Source organism: Thalassospiraceae bacterium LMO-JJ14 (genome assembly GCA_021555105.2).
In the GTDB taxonomy this organism is placed as follows: Bacteria; Pseudomonadota; Alphaproteobacteria; order Rhodospirillales; family Casp-alpha2; genus UBA4479.
In genome coordinates, this window is sequence record CP134604.1 from 3,852,433 (window position 1) to 3,868,039 (window position 15,607).

General features: G+C 57.3%; 17 protein-coding genes. 6 read left to right on the top strand and 11 right to left on the bottom strand.

Translation table 11 applies throughout. From position 1 onward, the window contains the following. Positions 1 to 534: a PAS domain-containing protein gene (locus L2D14_18250; GenBank protein ID WNJ99787.1), complete on the bottom strand. Its 534-nt coding sequence runs from the start codon at positions 532 to 534 to the stop codon at positions 1 to 3. Positions 535 to 617: 83 nt separating this feature from the next. Continuing rightward, positions 618 to 1,343 carry a HAMP domain-containing sensor histidine kinase gene (locus L2D14_18255; protein ID WNJ99788.1) on the bottom strand — a complete coding sequence of 242 codons (726 nt, stop codon included), beginning with the start codon at positions 1,341 to 1,343 and terminating at the stop codon, positions 618 to 620. A 170-nt stretch (positions 1,344 to 1,513) separates the two neighbouring features. Between L2D14_18255 and yghU the strand changes: the two genes are divergently transcribed. Then, entirely contained in the window at positions 1,514 to 2,386 is an 873-nt protein-coding gene (yghU, locus tag L2D14_18260) for a glutathione-dependent disulfide-bond oxidoreductase (protein WNJ99789.1), read from the top strand. 9 nt (positions 2,387 to 2,395) lie between these two features. On the opposite strand, the gene L2D14_18265 is transcribed toward yghU, so the two are convergent. Together L2D14_18265 and L2D14_18270 are read right to left on the bottom strand one after the other, a co-directional pair. Further along, complete coding sequence (locus tag L2D14_18265; GenBank protein WNJ99790.1) at positions 2,396 to 2,896, bottom strand: c-type cytochrome; 501 nt, start codon at positions 2,894 to 2,896, stop codon at positions 2,396 to 2,398. 82 nt (positions 2,897 to 2,978) lie between these two features. Then, positions 2,979 to 3,893, bottom strand: a complete 915-nt coding sequence (locus L2D14_18270) for a LysR family transcriptional regulator (protein WNJ99791.1) — start codon at positions 3,891 to 3,893, stop codon at positions 2,979 to 2,981. An 88-nt stretch (positions 3,894 to 3,981) separates the two neighbouring features. On the opposite strand from L2D14_18270, the gene L2D14_18275 reads away from it, so the two are divergent. Further along, positions 3,982 to 5,094, top strand: a complete 1,113-nt coding sequence (locus L2D14_18275; protein ID WNJ99792.1) for a TauD/TfdA family dioxygenase — start codon at positions 3,982 to 3,984, stop codon at positions 5,092 to 5,094. Between the two features lie 16 nt (positions 5,095 to 5,110). Beyond that, positions 5,111 to 5,983, top strand: a complete 873-nt coding sequence (locus L2D14_18280) for an isocitrate lyase/PEP mutase family protein (GenBank protein ID WNJ99793.1) — start codon at positions 5,111 to 5,113, stop codon at positions 5,981 to 5,983. Positions 5,984 to 6,000: 17 nt separating this feature from the next. Here L2D14_18280 and L2D14_18285 read toward each other — a convergent pair whose 3' ends face one another. From L2D14_18285 to L2D14_18295, 3 genes are all read right to left on the bottom strand, one after another. Then, positions 6,001 to 7,500 carry an ATP-binding protein gene (locus L2D14_18285; GenBank protein ID WNJ99794.1) on the bottom strand — a complete coding sequence of 500 codons (1,500 nt, stop codon included), beginning with the start codon at positions 7,498 to 7,500 and terminating at the stop codon, positions 6,001 to 6,003. 159 nt (positions 7,501 to 7,659) lie between these two features. Further along, positions 7,660 to 8,571, bottom strand: coding sequence for an NAD(P)-dependent oxidoreductase (locus L2D14_18290; protein ID WNJ99795.1), 912 nt, complete (start codon positions 8,569 to 8,571; stop codon positions 7,660 to 7,662). A 78-nt stretch (positions 8,572 to 8,649) separates the two neighbouring features. Next, entirely contained in the window at positions 8,650 to 9,282 is a 633-nt protein-coding gene (locus L2D14_18295; protein ID WNJ99796.1) for a DsbA family oxidoreductase, read from the bottom strand. 204 nt (positions 9,283 to 9,486) lie between these two features. Between L2D14_18295 and L2D14_18300 the strand changes: the two genes are divergently transcribed. Continuing rightward, positions 9,487 to 9,996: a hypothetical protein gene (locus L2D14_18300; GenBank protein ID WNJ99797.1), complete on the top strand. Its 510-nt coding sequence runs from the start codon at positions 9,487 to 9,489 to the stop codon at positions 9,994 to 9,996. A 28-nt stretch (positions 9,997 to 10,024) separates the two neighbouring features. Here L2D14_18300 and gss read toward each other — a convergent pair whose 3' ends face one another. Beyond that, on the bottom strand, positions 10,025 to 11,914 hold the full coding sequence (gene gss / locus L2D14_18305; GenBank protein WNJ99798.1) for a bifunctional glutathionylspermidine amidase/synthase: 1,890 nt from the start codon (positions 11,912 to 11,914) through the stop codon (positions 10,025 to 10,027). A 273-nt stretch (positions 11,915 to 12,187) separates the two neighbouring features. Beyond that, positions 12,188 to 12,439: a hypothetical protein gene (locus L2D14_18310; protein ID WNJ99799.1), complete on the bottom strand. Its 252-nt coding sequence runs from the start codon at positions 12,437 to 12,439 to the stop codon at positions 12,188 to 12,190. Between the two features lie 282 nt (positions 12,440 to 12,721). Here L2D14_18310 and L2D14_18315 point away from each other — a divergent pair, with 282 nt between their 5' ends. Together L2D14_18315 and L2D14_18320 are read left to right on the top strand one after the other, a co-directional pair. Then, positions 12,722 to 13,972 carry an MFS transporter gene (locus tag L2D14_18315; protein ID WNJ99800.1) on the top strand — a complete coding sequence of 417 codons (1,251 nt, stop codon included), beginning with the start codon at positions 12,722 to 12,724 and terminating at the stop codon, positions 13,970 to 13,972. A gap of 33 nt (positions 13,973 to 14,005) precedes the next feature. Then, positions 14,006 to 14,386 carry a DUF4112 domain-containing protein gene (locus tag L2D14_18320; protein ID WNJ99801.1) on the top strand — a complete coding sequence of 127 codons (381 nt, stop codon included), beginning with the start codon at positions 14,006 to 14,008 and terminating at the stop codon, positions 14,384 to 14,386. Between the two features lie 92 nt (positions 14,387 to 14,478). On the opposite strand, the gene L2D14_18325 is transcribed toward L2D14_18320, so the two are convergent. Together L2D14_18325 and L2D14_18330 are read right to left on the bottom strand one after the other, a co-directional pair. Further along, the gene (locus L2D14_18325; GenBank protein ID WNJ99802.1) at positions 14,479 to 14,688 is read right to left on the bottom strand and encodes a cold-shock protein; all 210 of its coding nucleotides are present in this window, start codon (positions 14,686 to 14,688) and stop codon (positions 14,479 to 14,481) included. Between the two features lie 282 nt (positions 14,689 to 14,970). Next, positions 14,971 to 15,588, bottom strand: a complete 618-nt coding sequence (locus tag L2D14_18330) for an ABC transporter substrate-binding protein (protein ID WNJ99803.1) — start codon at positions 15,586 to 15,588, stop codon at positions 14,971 to 14,973. Between the last annotated feature and the right edge of the window lie 19 nt (positions 15,589 to 15,607).

The following is a 15,607-nucleotide window of genomic DNA, read 5'->3' on the forward strand; positions in this document are numbered from 1 at the left end:
CTAGATACCCCATCTTCCCTTCTGTCCAAATTCACGGATATGCTCTTCCTTGATCTTGTTGCGCTCGCGGCTCCAGTCGACGTATGTCGCAATCTGTGTGACATGCTCGCCGTCGTCGGAAAAAGGCATCCTGAGTGATGTCTGTACATATGCGAGACCGCCTTCACCCGCCTGCACCGTGTATTCGGAACCAATGGCCTCGTGATGCGTAACGACTTCCAGGTATTGTGCTGCGGTCATTTTCGCCGTGATTTTCGAACGGATGTTGGAAATCGACTGGCCGGTAAAATCAATACCGTGCATGTCGACGGATGCGGTCCCCCAGAACCTGTAAATGAAATCAAGCGGCTCGTACTTAACGTCAACAACCATAAAATAAGGAATTAACCTTACTGGCAATTGCAGCCAGTCCCACTCACGCCACATGGGTGAGTGGCGTTCGCCCTTCAGTCGCTGCCAGTATTCGTAACAGACTTGGTAATTCGGCTGATCGAACCTGATGGGGGAATGTCGAAGGTAATCTTCTTCCGGCATATATCCATCACCTCAATCGATTGATACAGGATTATTAACTCAGGCACAGGTATAATATCCGGCAGCGCTTCCTTCGTCGGCATTTATTCCTTCAGTGGCAAACAGACAAGAGCGACCGTGCCGCCGGTCCTTGCCGGCTCGAACCGCAATTCCGCGTTCAGTTTTTCACAGATATCGTTGACGATCATCAGTCCACGTCCCCAGCCCTTGTGTCCGTGGTAATGCGCCGTTGATAACTGATCCCCTTTACGCATGCGCACCAGCAAATCCGCAGGTATGCCGCAACCGGTATCCTGAATAACAAATATCATCGCCTCGTCATGATAACTGACCTCGCCCTTTACCTTGACCATCCCGCCCGCCGGCGTGAATTTGATGGCGTTGCTAATGAGGTTTGAAAATATCTGACTGAGCAGCAACGGGTCTGTCGATATCGCCGGAAAATTATCGGGGAAATCACAGACCAGCCCGACCCCACGCTCTGCGGCGAACGCGTTGAACGTGGCGGCAACATCCATTGCCAACTGCTTCGCGTCGACTTCTTGCTTTTTAATCACATGATTACCCGAAATGGCCTCATTCAGCACACGCTCGCATATGTGCATAAGACGTGTCGTCGCGGTTTTGACGGTATTGTTGTATTCAATGATTTTATCAAGGTCACAACCGGGCTTGAGCGAGGATTCAATCAACTGTGCATACCCGAGCATCGCATTCAGCGGCGTTTGAATTTCATGTGCAAAATCGCGGAGAGATACTTCCTTACCGGAATCCCCAACCGATTTCTGGTTTGGATCTTCATCATTCAATGGCTTTGACCGAATTTGGATATGGACAGAAGACTAACGAAGCATAAAGAGGCGGCGCTCTCAAGAATTGTCATCGACAAATATCTTCTGGACGGCAACGAATGTGATCCCCACCTATGACCCTAGACCGTATGACTGTCTGCGCAAACATACAGAGGGAGGAGTTAACAATGGATGACGTTTCGGCTTATGTGCCACCGAAAGTGTGGACATGGGACAAAGATAACGGCGGCAAATTCGCCTCGATCAACCGTCCGATTTCCGGCGCTACCCATGAAAAAGAGCTTCCCGTCGGCAAACACCCGATGCAGCTCTATTCCAAAGGCACGCCAAATGGCGTTAAGGTCACCATCATGCTCGAAGAGCTTCTGGCCAAGGGGCACAGCGGCGCCGAATACGATGCCTGGATGATCGAAATCGGAGACGGCGATCAGTTTTCCAGCGGCTTCGTCGAGGCCAATCCGAACTCCAAGATTCCCGCCATGATGGACCACAGCGGCGATACCCCGGTGCGGGTATTCGAATCCGGATCGATCCTGTTTTATCTGGCCGAAAAATTCGGCGAATTCCTGCCAACGGAAATTCCCGCACGTACGGAATGCATGAACTGGCTGTTTTGGCAGATGGGCAGCGCACCTTATCTGGGCGGCGGTTTTGGGCATTTCTATAACTATGCACCGCAAAAGTGGGAATACCCGATCAACAGGTTTTCCATGGAAGTCAAACGCCAGCTTGACGTCCTCGACAAGCATCTGGCGGAGAACCGCTACATGGCCGGTGACGAATATACCATCGCCGATATCGCCATCTGGCCGTGGTACGGTGTGTTGTGCCTGGGCGAACAATACGGCGATGCCGGCACGTTCCTGGAAGTACAGTCCTACAAGAACATGCAGCGCTGGACCCGGGAAATCGGCGTACGCGATGCCGTCAAACGCGGCCGCATGGTCAATCGTTCCAAGGACGACCCGGAGACCGAATTGCGCGAACGCCATGACGCTTCGGACTTCGACGGACGCACCGGGGTCGAAATCCCGTCGTAAGGCAAAGCGCTAGCGAGGCATCACCGGCTGCAGATACGGCGCGGTCGGCGCTTCGCCCTTTGCGAAAGGCCCAGCCACCTTGTTCGGGATCGCCGGCAGGCTCTTCAGATAGGCCGCCAGCGCATCCGCATCCGCGTCACTGAGCGACGCATAGGAGGGAAACGGCATGACTGGGACCAGTGCCCGGCCGTCAGGGCGCACGCCTGAACGGATCGCGGCGATGATCTCTTCCTTGCTCCATTGGCCGAGCCCGGTTTCGTCATCAGACGTCAGGTTCGGCGGGTAAAACACGCCGACACCCGGAATCATGAAACCGGTGTCCGATCCCGCCAGATATCGTGCCATGTCCGGCTTGCCGCTCAGCGCACCTGGGGTATGGCAACCGGTGCAATCCATGATCGATGCCAGATACTGACCGCGTTCCAGTACGCTTTCGGCGGCGGCGGGCTGTGCCGCGCCGGCAACGATGAAGCAGACAACCAACGCCCGCCAAAAGAACTTCCGCACCATTTGAATATTTCCTTCTCTGCCCGGCTGAGCGCCGATGGGGAACGTCGAAGCCTATCTTGGGCCGCTGTCAGCAGCAATCATATCAATGGCCCGGCTGGTAATCTTCAGCGTGTTTACGCAAAAGCTTGCAGAGCGCATCCGCGGCCGGACTTAAGGCACGCTCACGGGTCCGCACGATGCCGACGCTGCGTGTCAGATCGGCATCGCGGACAGGCAGCAGCCTGATGCCGCGCATGTCCAGCACCGACGACAGCATCTCGGTTACCAGACCGACCCCGAGGCCCTGCTTGATGAGCGAGAAGATGGTCACGGAATCGCGGGTTTGGAATGACGGGGCGAAGTCCATGCCGGCGGCTGCGAAGGTGCGGCGGAAAATCGCCCAGGCGGCGGATTCCGGCGGCATCGACATCAGTTTCTCGCCGGCAAGATCGGAAATACTGACACTCGACTGTTTTGCCAGCGGATGCGTATCGGGAACGGCAAGACGGAACACATCCTCCATCAACGGCTCGTAATCGAGGGTGTTGTCGATGCTGACATACGGCGTGACGGCGAAATCGACCTCGCCACGGTTGACGCGATCCAGCACCTGACCGAAGAAATCATCCAGAAGCACGACTTCGATTTCCGGCCAGCGGCGTTGAAATTCGCCGATCACCACCGGCAGGAAACCCGCCGCCACGGACGGCGAAGCGCCGACCACGACACTGCCGCGCTGCAGATGCTTTTCTTCACGGAATTCCTGCACCAGCGCCCGGGTTTCAACTACCATGCGCTCGACACGGCCGCGCAAGCGCTCGCCGGCATCGGTGATAACGACCCGCCGTGTGGTACGCTCGAAAAGCCTGACACCGAGAACCGCTTCCAGATGCTGAATGCGGGCCGAAACGCTGGGCTGGGAAATACCGAGGACCTGCGCGCTTTGACGGAAACTGCTGGTTTCCGCCACGGACAGGAATGCATCAAGGTCGGCAGGCGTTATATTGATCAGTGACATCTATTAATTGATACAACAACAGTATTTTTCTTTCAATGCCGTTGCCGTTAAATTGTCCAGACTACAGGGCAGACAAGGAACGCCGCAGATGAGCCTGATTGACGTCGATACCGCCGCCGGATGGTACGCCAAGGACTTGCACGACGATCGGCGCTGGGTGTTTTTCATCGATGCCGCCGCCCGTAAACAAATGACCGCCGCCGTCAAGAAAGCTTATGATCCGGACCGCCGCCTGTTCGACTACAGCCGCAGCGATTTCGACCTCGGACCGGCCTGGGAGACGATTGCCGCCGCGATCCGCGAAGCCTATCACGGCCGCGGCATCGCCCTGGTCAAGGGGCTGCCCCGCGAGGGTATCAGCGAACAGGAATTCGAATTGATGAACTGGGCGATCGGTCTCAATACCGGTGTCGCCCGTCCGCAAGGCAAGATGTCGCAATATATTTCGCCGGTCCGCGATGCCGGCACCGACTACCGTGCGTCGAACGGACGCGGTTATTCATCGAACGCCAAGCTCGATTTCCACACGGACGGCTGCGATATCGTTTCGCTGGCGTGTTACAATGCCGCCAAGTCGGGCGGACAGAGCATGATCTCGTCCAGCGTCACGGCACGCCGTATCCTGATTGAGGAGCACCCCGACCTGGCCGAAGTGGCGCATAGCGATACGTTCTGTTTCAGCCGCCAGAAGGAAGAGGCGCCGGATGAACACAAATTCTACCGCCAGCCGCTTTTCGACATTTGTGACGGCCGGCTGTTCGGTAAATGGAATCGCAACCGCGTCATGTCGGCGGCGAACAATATCGACGAGGTGCCGGCGCTGACGCCCGAACAACTTGCGACCGGCGAAGCGCTGGACGATATCCTGAGCCGCCCCGACGTGATGTTTACGATGTATCTGGAGCCGGGGGATCTGCAGCTTCTCAACAATCACGTGATGTTGCATTCTCGCACCGATTACGAAGATTTCGAAGAACCCGAAAAGAAGCGCATGCTGAGCCGCCTTTGGCTGGCACCGCCGGATTCCGTTCGCCTGCCCGACAGTTGGGGCGATTTCTTCCGCGCCGTCGAGCCCGGCACGGTGCGCGGCGGCATTCGCGGCCACCATCATGATGATGCCTGCCTTGCATTCGAGAAGCGCCAGGCCGAAAGTCTTGGGATGCGCATCGCTCCAGGTTGGGTCGAGCGGAAAATAGCCTAAGTCGGGAAACGCCAACATGACAAATACCAGGAAGCTGAGAGCACTCCTCGCCGAAAACGATATCGTACGTGCGCCGGGGGTTTATGACGGCATCACCGCGAAGCTTGTCGAACAGGCAGGGTTCCCCGCCGTCTACATGACCGGCGCCGGCACGTCGATGTCGCTGGGCTATCCGGATTTCGGTCTGGTGACGCAAACCGAGATGGTCGCCAATGCCGGCGTTATCGCGCGTACCGTCGCCGTCCCGGTCATCGCCGACGCCGACACCGGGTACGGCAACGAGCTGAATGTGACCCGCACAGTCAATGAATACGAACGCGCCGGCGTTGCCGCGATCCATATCGAGGATCAGGTCATGCCGAAACGCTGCGGTCACCTTGACGGCAAGGAGATCATTCCACTGGGCGAGTACGTCGCCAAAATCCGCGCTGCCGCCGCCGCCCGCATGGACCCTGACTTTGTCATCATCGCCAGGACCGATGCCAACGCCGTCACCGGATTCGAGGACGCCATTACACGCGCCAATGCGGCTCTCGCAAACGGTGCCGATGTCGCCTTTGTCGAAGCGGCACGAACCATGGAAGAACTGAAGGCGATCCCGGAACGGGTCAACGGCCCGTGCCTGCTCAATATCGTGGTCGGCGGCAAGACACCTGACCTCGACCTCGGCGAGGCCTGCGACATGGGCTATAAAATCGCCATCATGCCGTCATTGCTGACGGCGGCGATCATGGAAACCTGCGACCGCACACTGGCCGAGCTTAGGGAAACCGACCGCCCGGCGAGTGCCAGCAGTAAAATCAAGGTTGGAGACCGGTTTGAACGTTTCGGCGCCTCGGCATGGAATGAACTGCGTACAAAATTTCAGGATTCCGAAGCGGCGGAATAAACCATCCGAAATTGGCGTTATTTTTCCGGTTCGCCGAACGGCAGGGTCACGTAAACCTCGGTGCCTTTTCCGGTTGCGCTTGTAATCGAAAGTTGGCCGCCATGCGCGTCAACCAAAGACTTGACGATCGACAAGCCGAGCCCGGTCCCGCTTTTGGTCACATGAGCGTTAGGCTGCCCTTTGGAGAACGGCTCCGTAGCCCGGTGCAGAAAATCGCCGGGGATTCCGATACCGCTATCGGCGACACGAGCCTTCAGCATGTCACCCTCGGCCTGAACGGAAATACTGATGCGCCCTCCCTGCTCCGTGAACTTGACCGCATTGGCGAGGATATTGAGAAATATTTGCGCCACCGCCTTTCGGTCGGCATGAAGCGGCCCGATATCATCCGCCATATTCACAATCAGTTCGATATCACGGTCCGCGGCCTGCTGCTGAAAATTGCGGATACATTCGTCAAGTACGTCGCCGATATTGAAATGTTCCTTAAGCAGCGCTCGCTTGCCTGCCTCAATCGCGGCGACATCCAGGATATCGTTAACCAGACCCAGAAGGTGTTCGCCACTGCTGTGGATATCATTGGCGTATTCCCGGTAATTGTCCGTACCGAGCGGCCCGAAGAACTCACCGCGCAACATTTCGCTGAACCCTAGAATGGCATTCAGGGGCGTACGGAATTCATGGCTCATGGTGGCGATGAACTGCGACTTGGCGCGGTTCGCTTTCTCGGCCTCGTTGTAGGCATTCCGGGCCGCTTCCTCGGCCTTGAACAGTTCGGTCAGATCGACGCTCACCGAACCGACCTTGGTGATTTTACCATCCCGATCGTACACCGGAAATTTGGTTATGCTCAGGGTATGTAAATCGCCGTCGACGAAAAAGCGCTTTACCCGTCTGTTCACCAGCTTGCCCGATGTCAGGACGTCATCTTCTTGGGCGTTCATGACCAGGGCGTCCTCTTCGGACTGGAAGCCTGCGATCTGATCCGAGCGATGGCCGAGCATTTCATTGAAATCCCTGCCATACCAAGAGAGGTAAGTCGGGTTTGAACGTTCTATCGCATGGTTACTGTCCTTGATCAAAAGACCCACGGGTAGATTTTCGAAAATGGAATCGAGAATGTTTTCATTTTCCAGCAACGCCTCGGTCCTGACCTCCATGTTACGAAGCTGACGCGAGAACTGCAGCACCGTCAGAACCAGTCCGGCGAAGACCAGTAGCGCCGAAACCGAACACAGATACCAGTTCGCCGTCCGGTGCAGTTCCTCTGCAACCTTCATCGTAGCCGCCAGACCGTCCGTTCGCAATACGACGGTTATCGTATACAAATCGGCAGCATACAGCGCGGTAATGGTCCAAAGGCCGGCAAGGGTGCAGCCAACGCCGGTGGCCGCACCTGTACGCAGAATATCACTACGCCGCCTGTAAACGACAATGCTTGCGTAAATAGCGATGACGATCAGCAATACATCGATTGCGATCATCACCTCCCCGACCTCAAATGCAGTCCCGGTCATTGCATTTTTTACCCGCATTTGCCCAGATGCGGGGTCCCCTTCAAAACCGAGTATATATCCGATTTGGACAGGTTACAGTAGTTTTACAACGCAAACTCGACTTAAAATCACATCGAGCAAGGGCGCGCTTTTCCCGCTGGCGGGCAAATATTGACGGGTCTATTTCCCGGCATCTTTCCTGTAGGATACGCCCAACGCTTCCTCATAGACCTTGAGCATCGCGCTTTTCGGCTCATCGCCGTATCCCGCCGCAATGGCCGCCTTGTAGCTACCGATCATGGCTTTCACGACCGGCAATTGCGCGCCGGTATCGGCGGCCATGCGTTCGACGTTGACGATGTCTTTATAAGCGGCATTCAAGCTGAAATCGCTGTCGAACTTACCCTCCAGCATGCGCGGCACGAAATACTCAGAAGCGAAGCTGCGTGAACTGCCGCTCATGACAATTTCCGCAACCTGCTCGGGGTCGAGCCCGACGGCGACGGTCAGCGGCAGCACTTCCGCGAGTGCCGCGATGTTGACGTTATAGATGATATTGTTCAGCGCCTTCATCGCCTGACCGGTGCCGCGCGGACCGCAGTGAATAATCGCCGTACCGACATGCTCCAGATACGGCTTCACCTCTTCGAAGGCTTCGTCCGTGCCGCCGAACATCACCGTCAGAGTCCCGTCGCTGGCACGGAACGGCATCCCGGATATCGGGCAGTCCCAATAAGTGATGCCGTGCGCCGCCGCCTCGTCGGCGATGGCCAATGCATCGGTGCGGTCCAGCGTCGTCGTGTCGACGAGCGTCAGTGCATCGTTTCTGGAAGCATCGATACCGCTGACGATACCGTCGTCGCCGAAGATTGCCACACGTACTTCCGGCGCATACGGCAGGCACATGAAAATCAGATCGCATTTCGCCGCCATGTCGGCGGGCGAGGTGCTGGCCGTGGCACCGGCCTCGAGAAGTGGCCGCATTGCCCCTGCGTGGGTGTCGAAAACGAGCAGGGCGCCGTTCTTTTCCAGCATGTTGAGGGCCATGCCCGCGCCCATGCGGCCAAGGCCGATAAAGCCGATATTTCGCACCTGTTCCCTCCCGGATTTTTGACGATGAGAAAACCACTCTAGGCAGCGGACCGGAGCCGGACAATGAAGATCATGTGCTTACTGTGCAGAATCGCCACGCGGCTTGGCGCCCATTTCGGTGACGAAGGACGCCAGCGCGTCATAAGGCTGTGCGCCGACTATCCCGTGCCCTTCACTGACGAATGTCGGCACGCCTGTTACGCCATAGGCATGCGATTTCGACCAGTCGGCGTCGACTGCGTCTTTGAATGACCGCGTTCCGATCACGTCGCGAGCGGTTTCGACATCAAGGCCGGCCTTTTTCACCACATCGAGAATCACGTCCGGATCACCGATGTTGCGCCCGTCGACAAAATACGCCTCGAAGAACAGATCGTGGATCGCATCACCGCCCGGTTGCGTATCGGCCCAGGTGCCGACTTCCTGCGCGAGGCGGCTGTTGAAAGTATGCGTGCGGGGCTTGAAGGGCAGCCCTTCAGCCGCCATCAGTCCCTGCATGCGTTCGTTCTTTTCATCGATCCCGGCCTGATCGGTGCGGAACAGATCCATCAGCCGACGCCCTTCGGACGGCGTTTCCGGATGCAACGGGAAATGCACCAGGCGGACGTCGATATCGAATTTCTCCTTCAGCTTTTTGACACGGTTGTCGCCGAGGTAGCACCACGGACAGACATAGTCGGAAAAAACTTCAAGCGTGAGTGGTTCTGTCATGTTGTGCTTTCCAGTTGGTGTTCACGGAGTGCTCTGGAAGTCTGTCATAGATTTCCGGGCAATCCAAATAAGCGCAATAAATACCGTTTAAGTCCCCGGGCCGTGTCAGCGTACTAACGTCAATGCGGTAAAAATGCTATGATCCACACTGTCGGATTCGCAAGCAGAAGGCGTGATCGCGCCCAGGCATTTGGGAGTTTCAAAATGGCCCTTACTGACAAAAAGTCTGAGAACAAGGACACCTCCGATAACGATGTGGATATGGGCGATATCGTCCCGTCCGCCCTCAATGATTCAACCCATGCCGAAATCCGCTGCCTTTATGCGGAAAGCACTGAGACATTGCGGTTCGTAAAAAACCACCAGTGGCGCACCGTTGGCGCAACCCTGCTAACATTTCTCGGCCTGATCTTCATCGCCAACATCGTGGATGCCAATGTCGCCGTGACGCAGAAATTCATGGGCATCACGATCGTCCTGACGACAGCGGTGATCTTCACGCTGATCATTTATCAGTTCTGGATGCATAACGAGCAGCGCAAGATCGACGCCATGGGCGAACACATGTCGAGCCTGTTCCGCGACATCCGCGCTATCAAGTCGCCACGCGAAGGCAACCTGCATCGCTATACGCTTTTGATGTTTATGATCCTGACCGTCGTGCTCGGCGCCGTCGTCGTACACTTGGCGCTGCAACGAATCGCCATCGGCTGACCTCGTCACGCCGGATCGGGGACGATCCTCATTTGTCCGGATCGGGGACGATCCGGAGCGGCAGGATATCGCTGTCGACCGTGATGATGTTCGACGTGTCGCAGCGCACGCAGGCGCCGGCGTATGTTCCCGACGCGGTGAATGTGCAGACCTGAACGTTCTTGCCGTCGATTTTCGGCAGCGCGAACATCTCCTGATAAATGTGGTCACGCGCCTCGAAATTCCCCGCGGTTTCGTTGACCACCTTGTCGTCGGCATCGTAGATCGTGATGTTGTGGCCGCAGCGCCCGACAATCGGTTTCGCCACGTAACCCGTGGCGCGCAGGTCGTCATCCAGATCAAAGCTCGTCTTTAACAGATACGGGTGCTCCGGATACAGCATCCAAAGCACCGGCAGAATCGCCTTGTTTGACGGGATCAGCGTCCACAACGGCTCGAACACCATCACTTCCGGACGCAGCAGGACGTCGACCAGTCGCGGTGCCTGTGTGGCGCGGTCAATTGTCCGGTGCAGGCGCAGATTATCTTCGTCCTCGGAAATCTGATCGCGGATCTCATCCAGCGCGGTTTCCCAGGCCCATGTCTTCCACACCCAGTCGATGTGCCGCCCATCGGCATCGGAAACCTGCCCGTCGCTGCCCCATTTCAGGCTCGAAACCCCCTTGATGATAGTGCATGGGATACCCGCCGCATCGATGGCCGATTTCATGTATTGCGCGTGGTAGCTCTCCTCGAGGTCCCTGTCCTGCATGATATGCAGGAACGCCCCGGCGGCGGATTCCTTCCAGGCATCGACCAGTTCGCGGTGCAGCCTGAACCCGGCCGAACGGCCGTCATTGCAGCCGTAATGCTTTGCCCACAGTTCCTGCACCTTCCCTGTTTCCATGTGGCAGGACGCGGAATCGCAATTGTATTCGTAGACCTTGAGTCCCCTCGACGAGAGCGAGAAATCGAACCTCCCGGTGATCGTCTCGTTACGGCGGTTATCCCAACTCTGATGAATGCGCGGCCAGATCGCCGGCGGCAGATTGAAACGGCGCAGCAACGCGTCGTCCTGCAGGACGAAGCTCGTGGCATGCATGAACATGGCATGCAGTTCGTTGGTGGCACGCTTGATTTCCTGATTGGCGGATTCCGTCAGACACATATACTTGAAGCGGTCGGCATCGTCGCTCGCCAGCCGACTGCCCTGCATCGACTGGATGTAGGATGCCTCGTCCAGGTGCGCCGGATCGAGCCACCCTTCCCCGGTCTGCCCTTTGTTGGGGACTTCGCGCAATTGCAGATCGAACAATTTCGGGTCGACATCCTCAATCACCTCGGCATGGGTCGCGTCATCGGTCTGGATAACCCAGCCCATGATGCCCGCATCTTCATACGTACAGTCGATCCAGTACCCGCCGTCAGGCCCCAGGGTCACGGCAAGTTCGCGGGACCATGAATGGCCCTCCGGCCACAGCTTGTCCTCCACGTTCTGTTCGATGACGCGGATCTTGTCATCGAAGACTTCCGTCACCACGGCAACGTGACCGGTCTCGTGAAATTCGCCGCCTTCATTCCATATCAGGAGGCATCCGGGCACAGGCCGCTTCGCTGCGCCATTGACGAATGATTTCAAAGGCAGCTTGGAATTATCTGCGATAACCGTGACAAAGTGCAGCCGGAAGATGTCATAGGCCATGGCGATATCGTCGAAGACATAGCCCTTGTTGATGTATAGCCAGCGCCGGGCCAGCTCCACGCACTGCCATTTGTAGCCCATGAAGACACCGTCGACATAGCTGCGATATGCCTGACGGTTCGGCAGGTCGGTGCGGTCAGCACTCGGGTAATGGCTCGAATAGACGCCGACGCCGCCTTCGGCGACACCCAGCAACGTGCCGAACTTTTCACGATGAACGACGTCGAGATTACCCATGCCGCGCTTGTTGCTTTCACTGAGTCAACACTGCCGGCCGGGAAAATCCCGAACGGCAAGTGTGTTGGATTTTGTAACGAAAAAATGCCCGGATCCAGACACCGGGCTGCGCCTCATGTGTACCTGTTTCGGGTTTTGTTCAAGAGAATTTTTAGCTTGGGTGACGGGCTACAGCGGCGCCCTGCACGATATCGACCGGCCATGAAAACGGCCCAGGAAAAACCACAGTCCCGGCCCGGTTGCGTTAACCGGCCGGGACTGTGGGGGAACCGCTTACTGAATGCCGAGGATCTTTTCAGCCTCGCTGAGGGCCTTCATGGATTCAGCATGTTTACCGGCTTTATGCATGGCTTCACCCTTGGCACGCAACCCGGTTACCTTGCCCATTTGTGCTTTGGACAGGCTCGCGGATTTCAAGGCTTCGTCGATGGCTTTCATGTGTTTGGGGCAAGAGCTGGCAAAGGCAGGTGCGGACGCAACCATGATCAGGGCAGCGGCAGCGCAGGCAAGAATACGTGATTTCATGACTGATGTTCCTTGTTCAATAATCCGGATAAGCCGGCGGGATACTTGTTTCCGGCATGAAAAATCCGTGCCGGACATCTCCAATGCTCAATATTACTGCAACGCAGACACACGGGATAACGATTTGACCGTATGGCACATCACAAATTGTTGAACGAAGGCAATCCCCCATACGCGCGTGGATTGGCGGCAACCGCAATGGAAACAACGAAGCCGGATACACCGGAAGTTTGCAGCTAACACGCAGCTATTCAAGAACCCACTTGTACGTTAAAACGACGTATGATCACGTCTGACGATGCAAACTCACCCGCACCCGACACCGACCCGCCACTGTTACGCAACAGGGACTTCGTGCTGTTCGTACTGTGCCGGACCGGCAATTCCATGGGGGTCCACGCGCTGACGGTCGCCGTCGGGTGGCATGTCTATAAACTCAGCGGCGACCCCGTCAATCTCGGCCTGATCGGTCTGGCGCAGTTCGCCCCGGCCTTCATCCTGTTTTTACTGGCCGGCATGGCCGCCGACCGCTTCGAGCGGCGCAAGATCATCGTCTCTTGCAACATTATCCATGTCACCGCCGTGGCGATGCTGATTGCGCTGTTCAAATTCGATACCTTTGCCGTCATGCCGGTCCTATGGATATTGGTGCTGCATGGCGCGGCGCGTTCATTCTTCCATACCGCCAGCCAGGCGATCCTGCCGAACCTGGTCAGTCCCCGGCAATTTCCCCGCGCCGTGGCCTTTGCCAGTTCGGCGAACAAGGGCGCGCAGCTACTCGGCCCGTCGCTGGGTGGGTTGTTGATCGCGTGGCTGGATACCGGAGCCTATCAGGCAATACTTTTCGCGTTCGTCATATCCGGCTTCGCTGCGGTGTTGCTGGGCCGCAAGTTGCTTGTACACACACCCGAGCCGTTCAGCATGCTGACCGTCGTCGGCGGTTTTCATTATGTGTGGCAAAACAAGATCGTGCTCGGGGCGATTTCCATCGATCTGATGGCCGTACTATTCGGCGGCGTCATGGGGCTTTTGCCGGTATTCGCCAAGGACATCTTGCATGTCGGCCCGGACGGGCTGGGCCTGATGCGCGCCACGCCCGGCGCAGGATCGCTGATTGTCGGCCTGATCCTGACACAGATACCCACGCCCGGCCGCATGGGGCCGGCGCTGTTCATTTCCATCGCCTTTTTCGGCCTGTCGATTGTCGTCTTCAGCCTGTCGACCTGGTTCTGGCTGTCGATTGCGGCACTGGCGGTCTATGGCGCGGCCGACATGATCAGCGTCTATGTGCGCCAAACCCTGGTGCAGATCGCCACGCCCGATCACATGCGCGGCCGGGTCAGCGCCATCAATTCGGTGTCCATCAATGCTTCCAACGAACTCGGCGATTTCCGTGCCGGCATCATGGCCGGCGGCATCGGCACCGTCGGCGCGGTGCTTGTCGGCGGTGTCGCCACCATCGGCATCACGGCGTTGTGGTGGCGCCTGTTTCCGGCCATGGCCAGGATTGACCGGCTCGACCAGCATCGATGACACAAATGGTGCGCGATCGGATGGCGGCTGCAAATGGCTGTTGAAGACAGACAGACCCGGCCTGATCAGACCCGGCATGACCTGCAACGTCTGAAGAAAGCCGCAGGGCTGCTCGACACCTGGATCCGGGTGCCCGGGACGCGCCTCTCGTTTGGACTCGATGGTCTGCTCGGCCTGATCCCCGTGCTCGGCGACACAGTGACATTGCTGGCGGGACTTTGGATCGTCGCCGAAGCGCACCGCATCGGCGTCTCGAAACCGACGCTTGCGCGCATGCTGGCGAATGTCGGGATCGACTACGCCATCGGCGCCGTACCGGTCCTCGGCGATCTGTTCGATTTTTTCTGGAAAGCGAACCGCCGAAATGTGCGGTTACTGGAAAGGGAAGTCGAACGGCGTGAGCACCAGGCCTAAGGACAGGAGCTATATCCGTTCAGGAACAGGCGTGCGAAAAGCCGGAGCACGATTCATGCCGTGCCCCGTGACACAACTGGTCAGGCGTCGCCTTACTCGATGATCTCGAGATTTTCGGCGGCCATTTTGCCGCCCCGGCCTTCAACCAATTCGTAGCTGACCTTCTGGCCTTCGGTCAGACCTGCAAGACCCGATTGCTGGACGGCACTGATGTGCACGAAGGCATCTTTCGAGCCGTCTTCGGGCTCGATAAAGCCGTACCCTTTGGTCGGGTTGAACCATTTAACGGTTCCGTTTGCCATGATAATTCCCTTTCACGACATCAACTTTTTCGGAGCTGCAACCACTGCAGAACTCCTGGGTAACGTTCACTATGTCGGGAAGTAACTGGGCTCGCCGTGGAAACGGGTGGTCAGAAAAACTCACGACTGTGCACGTGCTGAAAATGATAGCGAATCCACAGCGATTCTCAATTGAATAATTGGTGAATGGCAAAACGGCAAGCTGAGTAAGGGTTACAGCCGCATTTCGCGTGCAACCGGAACGGCGCTTGCGGGCCTGCGATACCTGCCGGGGTGGCCGGCTCAGGTCGGATTGAGCTGGGCGGTTTTCTTGCGCAATTCCTCGAGAAGACCGGCGACGCTGCCGGTATTCTTGATGATCGAGGCGAATTCCTTTTGCAGGGTGATGCTCATGGACGCCCCCTCGACGACGACGTCGAGTACCTTGTAAATGTCGCCATGACGGCCGACGCGCCACAGCACGCTGATCGGTTGCGCGTCTACCCCTTCGGGGCGCTGTATTTCGGTGTGCACCGTGGCGCGGTTCTCGTCGACCGGGGTGGTCTTGAGGATATTGAGCTTTTCACCGGCGTAGTTCTGGAAACGGTCGACGTACATGGCGACCATCAGATCCTCGAACAGCTCCAGGAATTCTTTCCTCTCGTCTTCGTTGGCGCGGCGCCAGTTACGCCCGAGCGTCCACTTGCCGATGGCCTCGACGGCGAATTTTTCCTCGAACAAAGCCCGGAACGCCTGCACACGCGCCGGACGCTCCTTTGCCGGATCGGTCAAGGAGTCGACGGCTTCTTTTTCCAAAGCATGAATAAAGGCGACAGCACCTTCCTCAAGACCCGTGGCGTGAGCCGGCGGCGCGAAGGCGAAGAAAACGATGGCGGCAAGGGCATAAATTGAGCGTTGCATACTTCTTATGACTTTCAAC

Bases quoted from the DNA above. Each gene is read 5' to 3' on its own strand.
- L2D14_18265 (WNJ99790.1), bottom strand. From the start codon at position 2,896: ATGGTGCGGAAGTTCTTTTGGCGGGCGTTGGTTGTCTGCTTCATCGTT.
- L2D14_18300 (WNJ99797.1), top strand. From the start codon at position 9,487: ATGGCCCTTACTGACAAAAAGTCTGAGAACAAGGACACCTCCGATAAC.
- gss (WNJ99798.1), bottom strand. From the start codon at position 11,914: ATGGGTAATCTCGACGTCGTTCATCGTGAAAAGTTCGGCACGTTGCTG.
- L2D14_18250 (WNJ99787.1), bottom strand. From the start codon at position 534: ATGCCGGAAGAAGATTACCTTCGACATTCCCCCATCAGGTTCGATCAG.
- L2D14_18280 (WNJ99793.1), top strand. From the start codon at position 5,111: ATGACAAATACCAGGAAGCTGAGAGCACTCCTCGCCGAAAACGATATC.
- L2D14_18285 (WNJ99794.1), bottom strand. From the start codon at position 7,500: ATGACCGGGACTGCATTTGAGGTCGGGGAGGTGATGATCGCAATCGAT.
- L2D14_18320 (WNJ99801.1), top strand. From the start codon at position 14,006: ATGGCTGTTGAAGACAGACAGACCCGGCCTGATCAGACCCGGCATGAC.
- L2D14_18330 (WNJ99803.1), bottom strand. From the start codon at position 15,588: ATGCAACGCTCAATTTATGCCCTTGCCGCCATCGTTTTCTTCGCCTTC.
- L2D14_18310 (WNJ99799.1), bottom strand. From the start codon at position 12,439: ATGAAATCACGTATTCTTGCCTGCGCTGCCGCTGCCCTGATCATGGTT.
- L2D14_18315 (WNJ99800.1), top strand. From the start codon at position 12,722: ATGATCACGTCTGACGATGCAAACTCACCCGCACCCGACACCGACCCG.
- L2D14_18275 (WNJ99792.1), top strand. From the start codon at position 3,982: ATGAGCCTGATTGACGTCGATACCGCCGCCGGATGGTACGCCAAGGAC.
- L2D14_18325 (WNJ99802.1), bottom strand. From the start codon at position 14,688: ATGGCAAACGGAACCGTTAAATGGTTCAACCCGACCAAAGGGTACGGC.
- yghU (WNJ99789.1), top strand. From the start codon at position 1,514: ATGGATGACGTTTCGGCTTATGTGCCACCGAAAGTGTGGACATGGGAC.
- L2D14_18270 (WNJ99791.1), bottom strand. From the start codon at position 3,893: ATGTCACTGATCAATATAACGCCTGCCGACCTTGATGCATTCCTGTCC.
- L2D14_18295 (WNJ99796.1), bottom strand. From the start codon at position 9,282: ATGACAGAACCACTCACGCTTGAAGTTTTTTCCGACTATGTCTGTCCG.